We start from the raw sequence: 18,741 nt of genomic DNA, 5'->3' as shown, positions 1-18,741 counted from the left end.
CGGTCGCGGAACGGTTCGGGGCGGTCGAGGTAGGCCGAAAGGACAGGTTCTGGGCGGGTCATCGGTCGAAGGTGAGGACGACCTTGCCGAACTGTTCGCGGCGGTCGAGGTAGCGGTGGGCGGCCTCGGCCTCGGCGAGCGGGAAGGTGCGGTCGAGGATCGGCTTCAGCTCGCCGCGGCCGACGTGGGCGAGGATCGGGAACAGCAGCGACTTGCTGCCCATGGTGCTGCCGAGGATCTGCAGCTGGCGGAAGAACACCTGCCGCAGGTCGGTGGTGGCCGCGTAGCCCGAGGTGGCGCCGCAGGTGACGATCGCGCCGCCGCGCTTGCACAGGCGCAGGCTGGCCTCCCAGGTGGCGGCGCCGGTGTGCTCGAACACGACGTCGACGCCGCGCTTCTGCACCCACGGGACGGCCCGCACGCGCCGCTCCCACTCGGAGTCGTCGCTGCGGAAGGCGAGCTCGGCCCCGAGCTCGCGCGCGCGTTCCAGCTTGGCGTCGCTGCTGGCGAGGGCGATGACGCGGGCGCCGAACAGGCGGGCGATCTGCAGGCCGGCGACGCCGACGCCGCTGCCGACGGCGTGGATCAGGACCGTCTGTCCGGGCTTCACCTGCGCGCGCACGACCAGCATCTGCCAGGCGGTCAGGAAGGTCAGCGGGATCGCGGCGGCGGCGACGAAGTCGAGGTTGTCGGGCTTGGGCAGCAGGTTCTGCGCCGGCACTGCGATCTGCTCGCAGTAGCCGCCCGGGAGCTGCTCGCCGAGGATGCCGTACTTCGGGCACAGGTTGTCCCAGCCCGACAGGCACGCCTCGCACTGGCCGCACGAGACGCCGGGGCTGACGACGACCTCGGCGCCGACTCTGGCCGGGTCGACGCCGGGGCCGACCGCCGTGACCACGCCGGCGATGTCGCAGCCGAGCACGTGCGGCAGCGGCAGCTTGAGGCCGGGCAGGCCGCCGCGGACCCAGATGTCGAGGCGGTTGAGGGCGCAGGCCCGGACCTCGACCAGCGCCTGGCCGGGGCCGGGCTCGGGGTCGGGCAGGTCGGCGAGCTCGAGGACGCTGGGGTCGCCGTGGCGGCGGAGGACGACGGCTCTCATGGCGGGTGCTCCGAAGGACAGGTGGCGAGGGACAGGGCGGATGGGACAGGTATGAAAGTGCAGGCCGACGTCAGCGCAGGCGGGCGAAGTTGACGGTCTCGCCGTCGTGGACGGCGTCGCCGTACTCCTGGACGACCGCGCTGATCTCGCCCGAGCGGGCCTTGCCGGCCCGGATCGCCTGCGTCAGCGCGTCGGCGGCGGCGGCGTACTGGGCCAGGCTCTCGGCGAACTGCGGCAGCCAGAACACCGCGGCCGCGGCCGCGGGGTCGGAGTCGTAGGCGGCGCGGAACTCGGCGTAGGCGGTGCTGAAGGCGCCGTGGAACGCCTCGCACACGCCGGCGGTGAACTCGTCGTGGTCGCCGATGCAGCGCACGTACGGCTTGGCCTGGATGATGACGTTGCGGGTGTGCCACTCGAGGCCGGCGCCGGCGCGGGCCTCGATCGCGGCCAGGACGGCGGCGTCGAGGCGGGTCTGGCGGGCGGCGATCTGCTCCTCGAGGGCCCGGCGCGACTCGTCCCACGCGCGGTAGGCGTCGCTGAAGTTGTTGTAGATCGGCGAGCGCTCGCCGTCCTCCTCGATCGAGGAGGACTTTTGGGACATGTCCTCGCGGACAGCGTCGATGGTGGCCGCGAACACCTTCGAGGTGTCGTTGTAGACCGCGGCCGCCTGCTCGAGCGCGGGCTGCGGCGGCTTGAGCAGCGGGCCCTCGCGCTCGGCCTTGTCGCACTCGCCGAGCGCCTCCGGCGGGATCTCGGCCGGCGGGACGCGCGTGCGGCCGGCGAACGCGGCCGCGCCCTCGCGGTAGGCGTCGTACACCGGGACGCGGGTGGCGCCGACGCAGTCGACGTAGAGCCGCAGCTTGTTGAGGACGAGCTCCGGCGGCAGGCGGTCGGGCTCCTCGGGCCGCTTCTTGTCGGTCGAGGTCAGGCCCTGCTGCAGGCGCTCGCTGATCTGCCGCTGCAGCGCCTCGACATCGCTGCAGGCGAGGGCGGCCCACGCCGGCGCGGCGAGCAGCAGCCCGCGGAGACGTGAGACGGGTTTGGCCGGGCCCGAAGACATTGCGAACCGGCGGACCAGCGTGCCACGGGCCGCCCGCGCCCCGCAAGCGCGCGGGCGGCCAGCGAGCCCGACGAGGGCGCCGGCGGCGGGCGCACGAGCGAGGCGGCGGTGCGCGGTGGTGAGGCGTTGCGCAACGGCTGCGGCGCCGCGGGCCGAGGATGTGCGGTCGCCCGCGATCACGAGCGATGCCTGCGAGACGTCGAGGTCGCGCGCGTCAGACCCAGTGCGGGTCCTCGGGGACGATGATGCGCAGGTAGTGGAAGAGGTTGCGGATCCGGTAGTGATCGGTCGAGACGTACTCCTCGCCGTCGATCTGCGAGGGCACCGGGCCCATGCCGGCGGGGCGGAAGATCTTGACCTCGATCTGCGAGCCGCGCGGGATCTGCTTGGGCGCGAGGCCGAGGACCGCGAGGTCGTCGCTCGTCACCGGGTTGCGCTTGTGGGCCCGGAGCGTGGTGGCGCCCCAGTCGGCGGGGTTCTCGACGATGATGACCTCGAACTTGCCGTCGTCGGGCTTGGAGGTGGGGTCGAAGATCCAGTCGCCGCCGTAGAGCAGGGTGCCCTTGATGACGATGTCGTTGATCCCGCCGAGCTCGCGGGTCTCGCCGTCGATGGTGATGAGCGCGGCGAAGCGGGCCTTGCCGACCAGCGACTTGAGGGCGTTCTTGGCGAGGCTCGACAGGCCGGCGCGGATGTAGACCAGCTTGTCGCGGTAGAGCTGGCGCAGGACGGGGATCTTGGCGACGATCTTGCGGTCGCGGTTGCGCTTGGCCAGGATCTGCGCCGACAGGCCGAGGCCCCAGCTGTCGAACCAGAGGTCGTGGTCGACGACCTCGCCGGCGGCGTCGAAGGCCTCGACCTGACCTACGTCCAGCCACTGCTCGACGCCGGCGGCGATGATGGCGATGTTGTCGGGCAGGGCCTTGAGGCCGGAGTGGACGCCGAAGCTGCGGCCCTGGTCGTTGGCGGTGCCCATCGGCAACATGCCCATCGGCGTGTCGACGCCGCAGCGCTCGCGGGCGAGGATGATGCCCTTGGCGGTCTCGGCGAAGGTGCCGTCGCCGCCGAGGTAGATCACCCGCGCCACGTCGCCGCGCTCGAGCCGGTCGGCGAGCGCCGCGACCGTGGCCCCCTGCGGCAGCGTCGAGAAGAACTCGGGCTCCAGCCGGGCCTTCGTCAGGCCCTCCATCGCCGCGGCGATCGCCGCCTCGGCCTTGCCGCTGCGGGCCGTGGGGTTGCCGACGAGCAGCGAGACGCGAGGGCGAGGCACGCGCGCGGAAGGCTAAACCTCAGGGCCCGCTGCGGGCAAGTCCGTGCGAGGGGGCGCACGTGGGCAGCTCACGGGCCGCGCGGGCCGCCGGGCCCGGTGCCGCGCGCTCGCGCCGGTTTCACCGCGCGAGACCCGGGGAGGTCACGCGAATGCGGCGCGCAGCCACCGCGCGGATCTGATACCCATCCCGGCATGCTCCGCACCCTCCCCGCCGCGCTGCCTTCCAGCCTCACCCTCGTGCTCCTCCTCGCCGGTTGCGCCGGCAAGGGCGCCGACTCGGCCACTCCGACCGGCGGCGAGAGTGTGGCCCAAGAGACAGGTCCGACCACGCCCGCCGTCAAGTTCGAGAACCCCGGCGGGATGTGGATGCCCGGGCAGATGACGGCCCACGCGGAGACGCTGAAGAGCCTCGGGCTCGCTTACGACCCGGCGGCGCTGACCGACCCGACGGCCTTCCCGCTCGGCGCGATCGTCAGCCTCGGCGGCTGCTCGGCCTCGTTCGTGTCGCCCGAGGGCCTGATCGTCACCAATCACCACTGCGTGACGCGCTACCTGCAGACCAACTCGACGCCCGAGAACAACCTGCTCGACAACGGCTACCTGGCCAAGACCCGCGCCGACGAGAAGTCGGGCGGCCCGGCGGCGCGCGTGTTCGTGACCACCGCGTTCACGGACGTCTCCGACAAGGTGCTCGGCGGGCTCGAGGGCGCGCCCGACGACAAGCGCGCGGGGCAGATCGAGGACCGCCGCAAGCAGCTGGTGGGCGCGTGCGAGGGCGGTCGCGCGGGCGTGCGCTGCACCGTGGCGAGCTTCTACGAGGGGGCGCAGTTCTTCCAGATCGAGCAGACCGAGCTCCGCGACGTGCGCCTGGTGTACGCGCCGCACGAGGGCATCGGCGTGTTCGGCGGCGACATCGACAACTGGCGCTGGCCGCGGCACACCGGCGACTTCTCGTTCCTGCGCGCGTACGTCGGCAAGGACGGCCAGCCGGCCGACTTCTCGCCGGAGAACGTGCCGTACAAGCCGAAGCACCACCTGAAGGTGGCGACCGACAAGGCGACCGAGGGCAGCCTGGTGATGGTGGCCGGCTACCCGGGCCGCACGCAGCGGCTCAAGACCTCGGCCGAGGCGCAGCAGGCGGCCGACTGGTACTACAGCCGGCAGATCCAGCTGTACGAGGAGCTGATCGCGGTGATGGAGGGGATCGGCAAGAAGGACCCGAAGGCGCAGATCGCCGGGGCCTCGCGCCTGCGCGGGCTCAACAACTACCTGCTCAACTTCCGCGGCATGCGCGACGGCCTGGTCAAGGGCGGGGTCGCGGCCGACAAGGCCCGCATCGAGGGCGAGCTGCAGAAGTGGATCGAGGGCGACGAGGCGCGCAAGGCCAAGTACGGCGACGTGCTGGCGCAGATGGCGACGCTGACGACCGAGAAGGCGAAGACGCGCGAGCGCGACGCGGCCCACGACGACCTGGTGCGCGGCTCGCTGCTGCTGCAGGCGGCCGACACGATCGTGCGCCTGGCCGACGAGCGCGCCAAGCCGGACGACCAGCGCAAGCTCGGCATGCAGGCCCGCGACGAGCGGGACCTCGAGCAGTCGATGCAGGCGCTGCAGGCCAACTACCACCCCGAGCTCGACCGCGCGGTGTTCCGCCTGTACCTGCAGCGCGCCGCCAAGCTGCCCGAGGCCGAGCGCCCCGAGGTGCTGACGACGATCGTCGGCAAGAAGGGGACGATCACCGACAACGACATCGACCGCGCGCTCGACAAGCTCTACAAGGGCACCAAGCTCGGCGACGCGGTGGTCCGCCTCGAGGCGCTGCGGGCGTCGAGCGCCAAGACGGTCAAGGCCAGCGCCGACCCGTTCGTCAAGCTGGCGGCCAAGCTGCGGCCGATCGTCGACGAGCACAAGAAGCAGGGCGAGGCCGCGACCGGGGCGATGGCCGCGCTGCGCCCGCGCTACATCGAGGCGCTGCGCGCCTACCACAACGGGTCGCTGGCGCCCGACGCCAACTCGACGCTGCGCGTGACCTTCGGGACCATCCGCGGCTACTCGCCGTCGGCCGGCGCGCCGGTCTACAAGCCGTTCACGACGGTGTCGGAGATGGTGGTGAAGAACACCGGCGAGGAGCCGTTCGCGGCCCCGAAGGCGGCGCTCGACGCGATCGCGGCGCGGAAGTTCGGGCCCTACACGGCCCAGGAGCTGGGCGAAGTGCCGGTCAACTTCCTCGCCGACCTCGACATCACCGGCGGCAACTCCGGCTCGGCCACGCTCAACGCCAAGGGCGAGCTCACCGGCCTGGTGTTCGACGGCAACATCGAGGCGATGGCCAGCGACTGGGTGTTCATGCCGCCGATCACCCGCTCGATCCACGTCGACATCCGCTACGTCCTGTGGGTGATGGACGCGGTCGACGGCGCCGACCACCTGCTCACCGAGCTCGGCGTGACGCCGGCGGTCTGACGCCGCGCCGCGGATGACGCGAGGACGACCTCGGGGGCGCGGCTCCCGGGGTCGTCGTCGTTTCAGCGTCGAGACGCGGCGCGCGCGAGCACGGCGAGCACTGCTTCGGGCGTGGGCGTGCCGCGGCGGCCGTCGGCGGCGAAGAACAGGCCGCCGCCCTCGCCGAGGGCGATGTAGCCGAGGACGTCGCCGCGCGGGCAGGCGAGCGGCGGCACCGGGGCGTGGGTGCGGGAGAAGTCGTAGCCGCAGGCGGCGACGAGGTCGGGCAGGACCACGAGGGCGACGAAGAGCGGCAAGATGTCCGCAGGGACAGCCGGGACGGCGACGTCGAGGGCGCGCTGGACGGCGGGGAAGAACGCGAGGTCGTGGTCGTCGGGCTCGAACACGACGATCCGCGCGTGGGCCCGCTCGAGCGCGTCGCCGACGTGCGGGTGGGCGTCGAGGAACTGCCGCCGCACCAGAGTCGGGCCGATGTGCGTCCCGAGATCGAGGACGTGCGGGTCCATGTCTGCTTGTAACACCGCGGGCCCGCGCTTGTCGTCGGCGCGGGTCCGGCCTATGGTCGCGGCCAGGAGCGACCATGAACCTCGCCTGTCCGCGGATCACCCAGGAGATGCTCGTGCGCGACTGCGCGGCGCTCGGCGTCGTGCCCGGCGACACTGTGATGGTGCACGCGTCGCTGCGCGCGGCCGGATCGCTGCTGGGCGGGCCCGACACGCTCATCGCGGCGATCCTCGCGGCGGTCGGCGAGGTCGGGACGATGATGGTGTACCTCGGCTGTCCGTCGCCGTACGACGACATCGGTCGAGGGCTGCACCCGCCCGAGGACGAGCGCTTCATCGAAGAGCACTGTCCGCCGTTCGACCCCTCCCTGACGCGAGCGAGCCGCGACTTCGGGGTGCTGGCCGAGTTCTTTCGCGGCCACCCGAAGGTGCGCTGCAGCGCCAACGTCGGCATGCGCATGGGGGCCGCGGGCGCGCTCGCCGAGTTCCTGACTCGCGACCACGCGCCGAATTACGGCCTCGGCGAGGGCTCGCCGCTGGCGCGCCTGTGCGAGGTCGGCGGCAAGGTGCTGCTGGTCGGCTCCGACCTCGACCAGGTGACGCTACTGCACTACGCCGAGGCGCTGGCGCCGATCCCGGACAAGCGGGTGGCCCGCGTGCGCGTGCCCGTGCTGCGCGACGGCGCCCGCGTGTGGCTCGACGTCGAGGAGTTCGACAGCATGAACGGGATCAAGGACTGGCCCGACCGGCTCTTCGGCGCCATCGTCGAGCGCTTCCTCGCCGCCGGGCTGGCCCGCAGCGGGCCGATCGGCGCGGCCGCCAGCCACCTGCTGCCGGCCCGCGCGCTGGTCGACTTCGCGGTGCCGATCATGGCCGCGACGGCGGCCGAGCTCGACGCGCGCTGAAAGGGCATGTCCGTGCGGACATGCCCTCGTGAGCATGTTCTGAAGGGCATGTCCGGGAGGGCATGCCCTTCGGGTCACCTGGACGGGCCGGCGACGCCGCCGAGCCGGCGCGGGTCGGCGGCGCCGTAGCTCTCGCCGGTGGCGGGGAACAGGACGGCGGCCTGGGCGGCGCCGAGCCTGAACACGAGGTCGAACGAGTAGCCGAGCCTGCGCAGGGGCTCGAGGTTCTTGAGCATGAGGCCGGGCTCGACCCCGGTGACGGCGCTCCTGCTGCCGCTCTGCAGGGTGAGGCGCGGGGCGGCGATCGCCTCGGCCAGCTTCATGTCGTGATCGACGAGGTTCAGGGTGAGCGTCAGCATGGTGCTGAGGATGGTGGAGCCGCCGGCGGCCCCGTAGGCGGCGATCGGCCGGCCGTCGACGAACAGCAGGGTCGGGGCCATGCTGCTGAGCGGGCGCTTGTTCGGCGCGGGGTCGTTGGTGCCGGGGTCGATCGCGTTCGGGTCGGTGCTGCGGGTCGGGTGATGGTTGAAGTTGGACAGCGAGTCGTTGAGCATGAAGCCGTAGTTCGGGACCATCAGGCCGGAGCCCCACGCCGACGACAGGGTGCTGGTCCAGCTGACCATGTTGCCGGCGCCGTCGATGACGTTGAAGTGGGTGGTGTGGCCGCCGCCGTCGCGCGGGTCGCCGGTGACCGGGGCGATCATGCCCTCGGGCCGGTCGGTCGGATCGAACGGCCGCGGGTCGCCGGCGACGATCTCGGGGATCCGCGCGCCGAGCTGGATCGACCGCGAGCGGTCCTCGATGTAGCCGGTCGACAGCAGGCCGGCGACGGGGACGCGGACGACGTCGGGATCGCCGATCCACATGGCCCGGTCGGCGTAGGCGAGGCGCATGGCCTCCTGCTCGAGGTTCAAAGTCTGGCTGTCCATCGGGCCCATGTCCTCGCCGCCGATCGGGAAGCGCTCGAGGACGCCGAGCATCTGCAGCAGGCCGACGCCGCCGGCCGAGGGCGGCGGGGCGGTGACGACGGTGTAGTTGCGGTACGGCCGCGACAGCGGGTTGCGGATGACGACGTCGTACTTCTGCAGGTCGTCGCAGGTCATGCTGCCGACCCCGTCCGGGTTGACCTCGCGGGTGGCTCGCTGGGCCTCGACGATGGCCTCGGCGAGGCCGGTGTCGTCGCCGCAGTCGTAGAAGGCGCTCGTGCCGTCGGCGGCGAGGATCTTCAAGGTGCGCGCGAGGAAGGGCTGCGTGAGCATGTCGCCCTCGACCAGCGGCTTCTCGGTGGGGCGAAACACCGCGCGGGCCTCGTCGTAGGCGGGGTCGCCGAGCTCGTGGTCGAGCCGACCGCTGCGGATGTCCTCGGCGAGCAGCGGGTGCACCCGCACGCCCCGCTCGGCGGCGACGATGGCCGGCGCGACGGCGGCGGCGAGGTCGGTGGTGCCCCACTTTTCCAGGGCGGTGGCGATGCCCTTGAGGGTGCCGGGCACGCCGACGATGTAGCCCGACGAGCCGCGCACCTCGGCGTCGGCCTGGCTGACGAACATGTCGGCCTTGGCCCCGGCGGGCGCGCGCTCGGAGGCGTCGATGACGTAGGTCTTGTCCTCGTCGGCGAGGTAGATCAGGAGGAAGCCGCCGCCGCCGAGGCCGGACGACTGCGGCTCGACGACGTTGAGCATGAACTGGACGGTCGCGGCGGCGTCGATGGCGTTGCCTCCCGCGGCGAGGACGCGGCTACCGGCGTCGGCCGCCACCTGCGAGGAGGCCGTGACGACGCCGTTGGTGAAGCCGCCGGGCGGGCTGTCCTGCGAGTCGTCGGGCCCGGTGGGCAGCATCGGGTCGGCGGCGGCTCCGGGTTTGGAGGACGAAGGGCAGGCGCCGGTGACGGCGAGGAGGACGGCGAGGGTCGCAACGTGCTTGTTCATGATCATCCACGCTCCTGGCCGAGCTCGAGCGCGGCCTCATCGTGCGGTCCACCCGGGGATGCACGCGGACCAGGACGCGGACCACTCGCCGAGGCGCACGCGGGCGCGGGCGCGGGCGCGTTCGCGACGAGAGCGGCAGGCGAGGCGCGTCGGCGCGGCAGCCGACGCGCTCGCCGGAGCCGGGCCGGGCCGCCGCAGCGAACGAGCGCGCGACTTGTTCTCAGGGCCAGGTCTCTTGAGACAGAAGCGGGCGAGCGCGCGACGGTCGAGCCGGGCGCCGTCAGCTGTGGGGAGTATTTCGGGACAGGTCCTTCGGGGCAGCCGTGGGCGGGCGCGACGGGCTCGGCACGGGCGGCGCGGGTGGCGTGTCGGTTGTGCTTATGGACATGTCCTTATGGTCACATAATGCACGCGCGCCGGTCGCACGGATGGACCTTCAGGACATGTCCTGAAGGTCCTACGAGAGGGCGCGCCGACGCTCAGGGCATGCGCGTCACCGGCGGGGGGACCCAGTCGCCCGTCAGGGCCTGCTCCTTGGGCCAGTAGAGGCGCATGATGAGGTTGAAGGGGCCGGCGGGGGCGGGCAGCCAGTTGGTCTCCCGCGCCTTGCCGGGGGACTCTTGCTGGATGTAGATGTCGACCGAGCCGTCCTTGTTGCGCCGCAGCTTGCTGCGATCGCCGACGGCGTAGCGGTCGATCGGGTTGGCGACGAAGAAGTGCTCCTCGTCGTAGAGGGTGACCGACCAGAAGCCGTCGACCGGCGGCGTCTCGCCCTTGTCGAAGTGCAGGACGTAGCGGTTGGCGCCGGTCAGCGGCTGGCCGTCGCCGTCGACGGCGGTGGCGGGGTAGAGCGCGTCCTGCGGCAGGTTGGCGCCGAGGCCGACCTCGGCGACGAGGGCCCGTCGCTCGTAGTCGACGCCGTACTGGCCGGTGTCGCCGAAGATCCGCCAGCCGTTGACCTTGTCGCCCGGCAAGTGGCGAGCGGCGGCGGCCAGCTCGGCGCGGGCGTTCTCGAAGCCCTCGCGCAATGCGAGCTCGGCCGAGGGCGTGAGCTCGGCGGGGCCCCACTGCGAGCCGCGCACGAGCTTCAGCTCGCGCATCTTGTCGACCATGGCGCCGTCGGCGTCGGCCGGCGGGTTCTCCGGCAAGAGCTCGGCGACCCGGGCCATGAACTGCTCGGGCGGCATGGCCTGGACCTGCTGCGCCGGCGGGGTGCCGATGTCGACGCCGGTGGTCAGGGGCGGCGGCTCGGGAGCGACGGCCATCGGGCCCCAGCCGGACAGCGGGGTGAGCTTGTACTGGTCCTGCAGCTTGTGCACCGCGAGGGTGTCGAGCTCGCTGTGGACGGCGGTGCGGCCGATGATCCAGACGATGTCGGTCGGCGCGCGCAGCTCGACGAGGCCCTCGGGCAGCTGGCCCTGCCAGTTGGGGCCGACGACGGCGAAGTGCTGGGCCTTGTTGCCGGTGGTGCGCGTGCCCGGCGAGGCGAACACGTTGGTCCAGGCGTCGAGCATCGGCATGAGCCAGTAACGCTTGCCCATGTCCGGGATGCCGAGGACGATCGGCTCCCTGGCGAGGTCGAGCCAGGCCGAGGAATAGAGGGTGTCGGCGTTGGGGCTGACGACGTCGCGGAACTTGGCGCTGGGGTAGGCGCGCATGTGCTGGAAGGTGTTGATGGGCGTCTGCGTCGTCATGACCTGACGCGTGACGTCCATGAGCACGAGCGGATAGGCGAAGGTGTAGACCTGCTCCGCGACCTGGCGCAGGTGCGGGTCGGCTGTCGGCGGCGCAGGAGGCGGGGGCGGCGGAGGTTCGGGGACGGGCTCGACGGGGGCCGCGACCTCCTGCGCGGGCGCGAGGGCGACGCCCTGGCCGCGGTGACACGCGAGCGCGAGGCACACGAGCGGGAGGACCGGGGAGAGCGAGCGGCGGAGGGCGGCGCGGTGCATCGAGCGCGCAAGCTGCCCGAGGCTGGGCGCGGCGCAAGCGACCTCGACGCGGCGGGGTGCGGGGGCGGGCACGAGGCGGCGACGCGATGCGCGAGACGGCAGGGCGCTGCGCGGGCCGGCGGACGAGCGGCCCGGTCCGGGTGAGCTGTCCTCAAGGATCTGTCCGTGTCGGCGAGCCACGGGCGCGGGCGCCGGCAGAAGCTTCCGGGAGATGGACGAGCGACGAGCGAGCGTCGGTGGACGGATGAGATGTCCCGGGGGACATGTACGGGCGCAGCGGCGCGCGATCCTTCGCGCCGCATGCGTGCGGCAGGGAGGACGCCGGCGCGGGTGCTACTCGGCGTCGCGGTACTCGAGCGCGAGCTCGCAGTACGGATCGAGGTAGAGCGCGCGCTCGAAGCACTCGCGGGCGCTGTCGGGGACGCCCATGCCGACGAAGATGGCGCCGCGGTAGGCGTGGAGGATCGCCAGGCTCGGGTTGATGCTCTCGGCGTAGTCGAGCAGCTCGAGCGAGTTCTGGCCGATCTCCGGGTCGCCGCCGCTGGCGCGGTAGCGGGCGAAGGCCAGGTGGGCGTGCAGGTCGGCGGTGTCGAAGCCGGTGTTGTACGCGTCCTCGAACAGGGCGACGGCGGTGTCGTAGTCGCCGTCGCGCATGGCGGCCTCGGCCTCGCCGTAGCGCATGGCGGCGTAGGCCTCCGCGCCGCCGTCGGCGCCGCCGGCCTCGTCGTTCGGGCCGACGAAGGTGTTCTCGCCGCTGGCGAGCATCGGCTCGTCGGCGTACCCGGCGTCGCCGCCGAGGTCGCCGAGCTCGGGCTCCTCGTCGAGCGGGTCGAGCTCCTCGGCCTCGTCGTCCTCGCCGAGGTCACCGATCTCGGCCGAGAGGTCGCCGGAGACGTTGGGATCGCCGAGGTCGGCCAGGTCGACCGACAGCGAGAGGTCGCCGGAGACGTTGGGATCGAGCGGGGCGCCGCCGAGGTCGTCGCCGAGGTCGCCGGCGAGGTCGCCGAGGTCGTCGCCGAGCTCGAGGCCGTCGAGGTCGCCGAGGTCGGGCAGCGGCTCGTCGCCGTCGGCGAGCAGGAGGTCGTCGTCGACGCCGGCGAGCAGGTCGTCGGGATCGAGGCCGGCGTCGGGCTCGAGGCCGGCGTCGGGCTCGGCCCCGGCGTCGGCGGTGACGGCGGCGATCGAGAGCAGGGCGCTGTCGCCGAGCTCGGCGAGGTCGCCGAGGTCACCTGGCTCTTCGGGCAGGTCGGCGAGGGGCTCGGGCGCGAGGCCCTCCGGCGCGAGGGTGGGCGGCGGCTCGGCGTCGAGGTCGCCGCCGGCGAGGCCGGCAGGGCCGTCAGGCTCGCTCGCGGGGTCGCTGGCGGCGGCCACGGGCGGCTCGGCGGGTTCGTCGTCACCGCCGGCCTCGTCCGCGTCGTCGTGCTCGTCCTCGATCATCTCGTCGTCGAGCTCCTCGAGCTCCTCGATGTCCTCGAGCGGCTCGTCGGCGTCGGCGGCCTGCGGCTCGTCGGGGATGGCGATGCCGGCGAGGGACTCCTCGGGGAGCGGCTCGTCGGGGAGGGCGATGCCAGCGAGGGACTCCTCGGGGAGCGGTTCGTCGGGGAGGGCGATGCCGGCGAGGGACTCCTCGGGGAGGGCGACGCCGGCGAGCGACTCGTCGGGCAGCGGCTCGTCGGGGAGGGCGACGCCGGCGAGCGACTCGTCGCCGAGGAGGTCGTCGGGATCGGCGAGGTCCTCGGGCAGCTCGGGGTCGTCGAGCAGGGCGATCACCGCGGAGGTGTGCGAGACGTCGGCGGCCGTCTCGACCGGCGGGACGATCGGGGGCGCCTCCTTGCGCAACAGGGAGGCGAGGCCGGGGCCGAGCTTGAGGCCCTCGGGCTTGGGCATCTCCGGCCTGGGCGCGGGGGCCGTCGCGGGTGCGGGAACCGGCGCAGGGCCGCGGATCGAGTCCTCGGGGCCGTCGCGCAGGTCGCTGAAGTCGGTCTCGGCGTCGAACGAGCCGGAGACGTCGGCGCTCCCGACAGCGGGCGCGGAGGCAGCGGGCGCGGGGCGGGGGATGACCTCGCGGATGGCGGCGCTCTGGAGCTTGGCCCTCAGGTTGCGCGGATCGGTGACGACGCTCTCGTCGACGTTGAGGCCGCGGAACATCTCCTCGTCCTCGGTCGGCAGCAGCGGGACGCGCGGGTTCCGGCTCGAGGAGGCGCCGAGGTCGACCGGCAGGCGGCTCGGCAGCGGGGTGTCCTCGTACTCGCCGATGGTCGACAGGACCTCGAAGCCCGGCGCGAGCTGTTCTTCGGGCAAGGTCGGCGGGGTCAGGTTGGGCCGCAGCGGGGCCAGGCGCCGCGGCGCCTTGGCGTCGAGCGGGTCGACGACGCCGGCGCTGATGAGGCCGAGCAGCAAGGTCGACAGCTGCGGGACCTCGAGGTCGGGCCGGCGCGACAGCAGCTCGTCGGTGGTGCGGCTGCCGTCGATGCAGCGCAGGAAGTAGAGCTCCTCCGGCAAGAGCTCGAGGCCGGCCGCGTCGCCGCTCCACCGCGGGCTCTGGGTCGGGTACTTGTCGGCCCACGGCCGCAGGGCCTCGCGCGCGCGCTCGTCGGTGAAGCGCTCCTGGATGGCGGCGAGGATCAGCGCCTCGGTGGTGCCGGCCGGCGGCGTGCCGCTGATGCCCGGCTCGGTCCCCTCCTTGAACTGGAACCGGCCCTCGTCCCAGGCGAAGATCTCGAACAACTTGCGCCGCAGCTGCTCGTCCAGGCCGTAGCGCAGGTTGTGCTCGGAGAGGATGCCCATCTCGACCAGCAGCTCGCCCTGCTTCTTGCCGGTGCGCCGGATGGCCTCGAGGGTGTTGTCGCACTGCTCCTGGGTGATGAGGCCCTGATCGGTCAAGATCTGGCCGAGGAACTCGCTGGCGAGGTTGCTGCGGACGACCGTCGGCCGGCCGTCGACGAAGAACACGACCTTCTTCGTGTCCCCGCTCATCAGGTACAGGCTGCCGGTGACGCCGGCTCCGGCGATGTCGCGCAGGAGGCTGGAGAACGGCACGCGCTTGAGCGAGCCCTTGGTCGGGAACCCGAGATCGGTGTCAGCGGAGGTCATGCGCGAGAGCTCTGGAGCCGAGCGGGCCAACGATACCCCGGCGGCCACAAGCCGGGCAGCCCGGTCCGCGTGGAGTCTGCGCCGGATCGGGCCGCGGACGAGGCGCGCGGGCCGGCGCGCGCGCACTGTCACAAGCGGTCTGCGCGGCGCGCTGTTTGCGCGGGCGCGGGAGCCGGCGCACTGCGCAGATCTGCCCCGGGCGCGGGGTCGGCGACCGGGTCAACCCCCGGGCTCGTGGAGCGGCAGCCGGATCACCACGGCGGCGCCGCCGAGCTCGCTGTCCTCGACCCGGACCTCGCCGTTGTGATCGAGGACGACCTTCTTGACGATCGCCAGGCCGAGGCCGGTGCCCTCCTTGCGGGTCGACTCGTAGGGCTCGAACACCCGCTCGCGCCGCTCGGGCTCGATGCCGGGGCCGTTGTCGTCGACCCGCAGCTCGACGAACCCGGGTTCGCCCTCGGCCGGGCGCGCGACCACCCGCACGTGCACCGGGCCGCGCTGCCGCTGCGACAGCACCGCGTTCTCGACCAGGTTGACGAGGCACTGCTTGAGCAGCTGGCGATCGCCGAGGATGACGAGCGACGGGGGCGCGGGGATGACCTCGAGGACATCCGACTCGCGCTCGGTGAGGTGGCCGTAGGCGCGCTCGAACTCGCCGAGGATCCGCGCGACCACGGTCGGCTCGAGCTGGGCCTCGGGGACCTTGGCGAAGCGCGAGAAGCTGGTGACCATGCGCCGCAGCGACTCGATCTCGTCCTCGACGATCTCGACCGAGGAGCGGAGCAGGCGCGAGAAGTTCTCGTCGGTGCCCGGGTCCTTCTCGCGCAGCTGCTGCGCGGCCAGCTGGATCGGGGTCAGCGGGTTCTTGATCTCGTGGGCGATCCGCCGCGCCATCTCCTGCCAGGCGCCGACCCGCTGCAGGTACGACAGCTTGCGCTGGGCCGAGGCGAGCTCGTCGAGCATGCCGTTGAAGGCGGCGCCGAGCTGGCCGAGCTCGTCGTTGCCGAGCTCGGGCACGCGCGCGAGCAGATCGCCGCCGGCCACCCGCAGCATGGCGTCGCTGAGCATGCTCAGCTTGCGCGTGGTGGCCCGCGCGAGCAAAAAGCCGGCGATGAAGGCGACCATCAGCACCAGCGCGCTGGCGGCCCCGATCGCGCGATACACCGCCCGCTCGAGCTCGCCGCGGTCAACGACGTTGCCGTCGACGGTGACGTAGTCGAGGCCGCGCTTGATCATGCCGAGCGACTGGTAGTCGCGGTCGAGCGCCGGGTCGAGGGCGAAGATGGCGGACAGGCCGGCCTGGTCGATCGGCCCTGTCGCAGGGAACATGTTCAAAGGGACAGGGCCGGACATGACCCAGATCCGCGCGCCCTCGTCCTCGGGCAGCAGCGCCCGCCGCTCGGCCAGGGCGTGGTGCGGGCCGCCGGCCGACAGCTCGACGAGGTCGGGCTCGCGCCGCAAGTGCTCGTGCAGCAGCTCGCGCAGGCCGGCCGGGTCGTCGGCCGCGAGCTCGCCGCGCGCGGCCGCCAGCTCGAGCTCGCGGGCCATGGCCTCGAGGCGGGCCCGGTAGGTCTCCTTGCGCGCCTTGACGTAGCCGTCGTAGAAGGGCAGCGAGAGGGCGACCGCGTCGTCGCTCTTCTGCGTGGCCGAGCCGACGATGCCCTCGAAGTACTGCACGGTGAGGGCGACGAGGTAGGCGGAGGCGCCGACGCAGAGGATCCCGAGGCACACGAGCGCGGTGATCACCCGCGACTCGAGCCGCCCCCACCACGGCACCCGCGGCGCGGCGACGATCCGCTGGCCGATCCGGGTCATGCGGATCCGCGAGAGATCGGAGGGCCGCGAGTCGGGGGCGGAGAAGCGGGCGAACGAGGCGAACGGCCGCTGCGGAGCGTCGGTCGCGGACTTGTCGGCGCGCGGGTGGGCGGACGACTCGGGCCGCGCGGCCGGGGTGACGGTCGAGGGCGGACGCCCTGCCGGCCGCGCGAGCGGGCGCGAGGGCTCGCGCTTGCCCCCGACGGGCGGGCGCGAGGGCTCGGGCTTGCTGCGCGGGTCGGTGGTCGGGCGCGTGGGCGAAGGTTCGGCGCGGTCGCGCGAAGCAGGGGGCGGGCGCGAGGTGCCGGGGAGGTCGTCGCGCGGACCGGAGCGCGAGGGATCGGCAGCGGCGCGATCGCCGGGCGGGGTGTCCGCCGGGGGCGGCCCCGGGCGCGGGGCGTCGTCGTCGCTGGGACCGCGCGGACTCATGACGACACCAGATAGAAGCCCGGGACGGTTTTTATTGCGAAGGTCTGCTCGGCGCTCTGGGTGGCGCGGACGAAGATGCCGACCCAGCGCGAGAAGACCGAGAGGTCGCGCCCCTGGCCGCGGTCCCACTCGTCACCGGACTGCGGGGCGAGCAGGTCGCGGTCGATCGGGTTGCGCTGGCCGACGACCGTGGCGAAGTAGACGGCCTCGGGGCCGCGCTGGAGGGCGCTGACGCGGGCGACGCGGACGCGGTCGAGGGTGGTGGCGCGGGCGATCGCCTCGTCGCGGTCGGTGTAGTAGCGGATCTGCGGGGCGCGTCCCGGATCGCTGGTGGTGACCACGTAGCGCTCTTTCCAGGGGTTGTACTGGATCTTGACGACGCGCGAGCGCTGGTCGACCGCGACGCTGTGGCCGGCGCGGTAGACGACGATCTCGAACACGAGGGTGGTGGCGAACGCCGACTCGAGCGAGGCCATGGCGTCGCCGTCGCGCGTGGGCAACAGCTCCGGCATGGCGGCGGTCATGAGCACGCCGTCGCCGACCTCCTCGAACTTGGCCCGGCGGTTGCGCAGCAGCTCGAGGCCGCTGGCGCCCAGCAGCGGCAGCGAGAGGCCGGCGAGGAGGAGGGCGCGCCGTCTCACAGCGGGGTCCTCCGCAGGACGTTGCCGACGGTGAATTCGAGGGCGCCGACGACGGTCTCGAGGCGCAGGCCGAAGTTGGCGTTGAAGCCGATCGGGGCGGCCCACTCGCCGGCGGCGCGGTGACGGGCCCGCTCCGAGGAGTCGCCGGCGAAGGTGAAGATGCCGGTCGACCACATGAGGTAGCCGGCCTTGATCCCGCGCACGCGGTTGCGCTGAAACAGCGGCCACACGTACTCGAGGTCGAAGCGGGCGAACAACGAGCCGAGGACGCGGCTGTCGACGCCGGTATTGAAGACGTCGACCGGGCTGCGGGTGGTGTAGATGAGACCCAACTCGCGCCCGGGGGTCCAGTCGCTGAGGTCCCCGGCGAAGAACCGCTCGAACCGCGGGGCGCGCCCGGCGATCTGCCCGGCGACGACGCTGGGGGTGATCCAGTGGCCCCAGGGCAGGCGGAAGCTGTAGGCCGCGCCGGCGACCAGCTTGATGTACTCGTACTGGCTGCCGACCAGCGGCGAGCTGAGCTGCAGATCGAGGGCGACGCGCGCGCCCTTGCCGAGCCGCGCGGCCTCGTCGCGGCCGTCGTAGTTGAGGCCGAAGTTGAAGGAGGTGAGGCGGTGGACGCCGGGCCGCAGCTCGAGGTCGATCGGCTGCGACTCGCCGATCGGCGAGGTGTAGGTCGGGTCGGTCGGCAGCTGGGCGTTGACCCGCTCGAACCGGTAATCGAGGCCGAAGACGAGGCGGTTGCCGGCGTTGAAGGTGGTGCCGAGGATGCCGCCGATCCGGCCGTAGTCGACGGTGCGGAACAGGGACGGGTCAGGGTCGTCGGTGCGGCCGGCGATCCGGTACGGCTCGCTGGCGGAGGTGACGTAGACGGTGCCGGCGAGGCCGAACCGCGAGCCGCGCAGGCGCGGGGCGGCGAGGTGGAGGCGGAAGGCCTGCTGCCGCCGACTGCGCGGGACCTGCCGCGGCAAGCTGCCCCACACGAAGCCGCCGCCGAGCTGCAGGGCGCGGCCGAGGAAGTTGCGCTCGAGCGCCTGGATGCCGCCGCGAAAGGGGGTGAAGCGAGATGTCCCGAGGTACAGGTCGGTGACCTCGAGCGAGCTGCGCTCCTCGAGGTCGACGGTCAAGGTGACGCTGCCGGGATCGCCGGCGAGCGGGCGCAGGCGCAGGGTGACGCGCTCGAAAGCGTCGGTCTGCAGCAGCCGCAGGCGAGCCCGCTGGACCCGCGCGTCCTCGGGCCACAGGAGGGTCTCGCCCTGGCGCAGGCCCTCGCCGGCGAGGATCTCGACGACGCGCGCGGCGGGGGTCTGCTCGGTGCCGCGGACCTCGAGGGCGGCGATGGTGACGCTCCGCCGCTCCTGCGTCGAAGTTGTCGCGGTCCCGGCGCTGGCGGCGGCGGTCGGGCTCGCCGCCGCCGCAGTCGCGGGCGGGCTGGTGCTGGCGGGCGGAGCGGCGGCTGCCGTCCACGGCAAGACCCCTGCCGCGAGGAGACCCCACGCGGGGCCGCACGACCACCGACTCGGAGCAGGCCGCCGGGATCGGCGGTCGCCTGCGCGGGCGTCACGGTCGTGCATGGGCCGCGAGTGTAA

General features: G+C 73.0%; 12 protein-coding genes. 2 read left to right on the top strand and 10 right to left on the bottom strand.

Going from position 1 to position 18,741, the window contains the following annotated elements:
• Positions 1-58: 58 nt before the first annotated feature.
• The 3 genes from O0S08_RS25320 to O0S08_RS25310 form a co-directional block, all read right to left on the bottom strand.
• A complete protein-coding gene (locus tag O0S08_RS25320) occupies positions 59-1,099 on the bottom strand; it encodes a zinc-binding dehydrogenase (RefSeq protein ID WP_269041820.1) in 1,041 nt (346 codons plus the stop codon).
• A 70-nt stretch (positions 1,100-1,169) separates the two neighbouring features.
• Positions 1,170-2,159 (bottom strand): DUF3829 domain-containing protein, encoded by a 990-nt coding sequence (locus O0S08_RS25315; RefSeq protein WP_269041819.1) that lies wholly within the window; start codon positions 2,157-2,159, stop codon positions 1,170-1,172.
• Between the two features lie 214 nt (positions 2,160-2,373).
• Positions 2,374-3,429 (bottom strand): diacylglycerol/lipid kinase family protein, encoded by a 1,056-nt coding sequence (locus O0S08_RS25310; protein WP_269041818.1) that lies wholly within the window; start codon positions 3,427-3,429, stop codon positions 2,374-2,376.
• Between the two features lie 192 nt (positions 3,430-3,621).
• On the opposite strand from O0S08_RS25310, the gene O0S08_RS25305 reads away from it, so the two are divergent.
• The gene (locus tag O0S08_RS25305; protein ID WP_269041817.1) at positions 3,622-5,892 is read left to right on the top strand and encodes a S46 family peptidase; all 2,271 of its coding nucleotides are present in this window, start codon (positions 3,622-3,624) and stop codon (positions 5,890-5,892) included.
• Positions 5,893-5,954: 62 nt separating this feature from the next.
• On the opposite strand, the gene O0S08_RS25300 is transcribed toward O0S08_RS25305, so the two are convergent.
• A complete protein-coding gene (locus O0S08_RS25300; protein WP_269041816.1) occupies positions 5,955-6,398 on the bottom strand; it encodes a hypothetical protein in 444 nt (147 codons plus the stop codon).
• 74 nt (positions 6,399-6,472) lie between these two features.
• On the opposite strand from O0S08_RS25300, the gene aac(3) reads away from it, so the two are divergent.
• Complete coding sequence (gene aac(3) / locus O0S08_RS25295) at positions 6,473-7,300, top strand: aminoglycoside 3-N-acetyltransferase (protein WP_269041815.1); 828 nt, start codon at positions 6,473-6,475, stop codon at positions 7,298-7,300.
• A gap of 74 nt (positions 7,301-7,374) precedes the next feature.
• On the opposite strand, the gene ggt is transcribed toward aac(3), so the two are convergent.
• From ggt to O0S08_RS25265, 6 genes are all read right to left on the bottom strand, one after another.
• Positions 7,375-9,225, bottom strand: a complete 1,851-nt coding sequence (gene ggt, locus O0S08_RS25290; protein ID WP_269041814.1) for a gamma-glutamyltransferase — start codon at positions 9,223-9,225, stop codon at positions 7,375-7,377.
• Positions 9,226-9,704: 479 nt separating this feature from the next.
• On the bottom strand, positions 9,705-11,174 hold the full coding sequence (locus O0S08_RS25285) for a DUF1254 domain-containing protein (protein WP_269041813.1): 1,470 nt from the start codon (positions 11,172-11,174) through the stop codon (positions 9,705-9,707).
• 333 nt (positions 11,175-11,507) lie between these two features.
• On the bottom strand, positions 11,508-14,267 hold the full coding sequence (locus O0S08_RS25280; protein WP_269041812.1) for a DUF4388 domain-containing protein: 2,760 nt from the start codon (positions 14,265-14,267) through the stop codon (positions 11,508-11,510).
• 219 nt (positions 14,268-14,486) lie between these two features.
• Positions 14,487-16,511: a sensor histidine kinase gene (locus tag O0S08_RS25275; RefSeq protein WP_269041811.1), complete on the bottom strand. Its 2,025-nt coding sequence runs from the start codon at positions 16,509-16,511 to the stop codon at positions 14,487-14,489.
• Positions 16,508-17,152 (bottom strand): DUF4390 domain-containing protein, encoded by a 645-nt coding sequence (locus O0S08_RS25270; protein WP_269041810.1) that lies wholly within the window; start codon positions 17,150-17,152, stop codon positions 16,508-16,510. The genes O0S08_RS25275 and O0S08_RS25270 overlap by 4 nt, the downstream gene beginning before the upstream one ends.
• Positions 17,149-18,726, bottom strand: coding sequence for a BamA/TamA family outer membrane protein (locus O0S08_RS25265; RefSeq protein ID WP_269041809.1), 1,578 nt, complete (start codon positions 18,724-18,726; stop codon positions 17,149-17,151). The genes O0S08_RS25270 and O0S08_RS25265 overlap by 4 nt, the downstream gene beginning before the upstream one ends.
• Positions 18,727-18,741 lie beyond the last annotated feature (15 nt).

Origin of the sequence: Nannocystis punicea (assembly GCF_026965555.1) — a bacterium.
Taxonomy (GTDB): Bacteria; Myxococcota_A; Polyangia; order Nannocystales; family Nannocystaceae; genus Nannocystis; species Nannocystis punicea.
Note: the sequence above shows the minus strand (reverse complement) of the source record. Positions and strands in the feature narration are given on the sequence as shown.

Coding starts and splice junctions, on each gene's coding strand:
- O0S08_RS25265 (WP_269041809.1), bottom strand. CDS start 18,726: ATGCACGACCGTGACGCCCGCGCAGGCGACCGCCGATCCCGGCGGCCT.
- O0S08_RS25275 (WP_269041811.1), bottom strand. CDS start 16,511: ATGAGTCCGCGCGGTCCCAGCGACGACGACGCCCCGCGCCCGGGGCCG.
- O0S08_RS25305 (WP_269041817.1), top strand. CDS start 3,622: ATGCTCCGCACCCTCCCCGCCGCGCTGCCTTCCAGCCTCACCCTCGTG.
- O0S08_RS25280 (WP_269041812.1), bottom strand. CDS start 14,267: ATGACCTCCGCTGACACCGATCTCGGGTTCCCGACCAAGGGCTCGCTC.
- O0S08_RS25285 (WP_269041813.1), bottom strand. CDS start 11,174: ATGCACCGCGCCGCCCTCCGCCGCTCGCTCTCCCCGGTCCTCCCGCTC.
- ggt (WP_269041814.1), bottom strand. CDS start 9,225: ATGAACAAGCACGTTGCGACCCTCGCCGTCCTCCTCGCCGTCACCGGC.
- O0S08_RS25315 (WP_269041819.1), bottom strand. CDS start 2,159: ATGTCTTCGGGCCCGGCCAAACCCGTCTCACGTCTCCGCGGGCTGCTG.
- O0S08_RS25300 (WP_269041816.1), bottom strand. CDS start 6,398: ATGGACCCGCACGTCCTCGATCTCGGGACGCACATCGGCCCGACTCTG.
- O0S08_RS25320 (WP_269041820.1), bottom strand. CDS start 1,099: ATGAGAGCCGTCGTCCTCCGCCGCCACGGCGACCCCAGCGTCCTCGAG.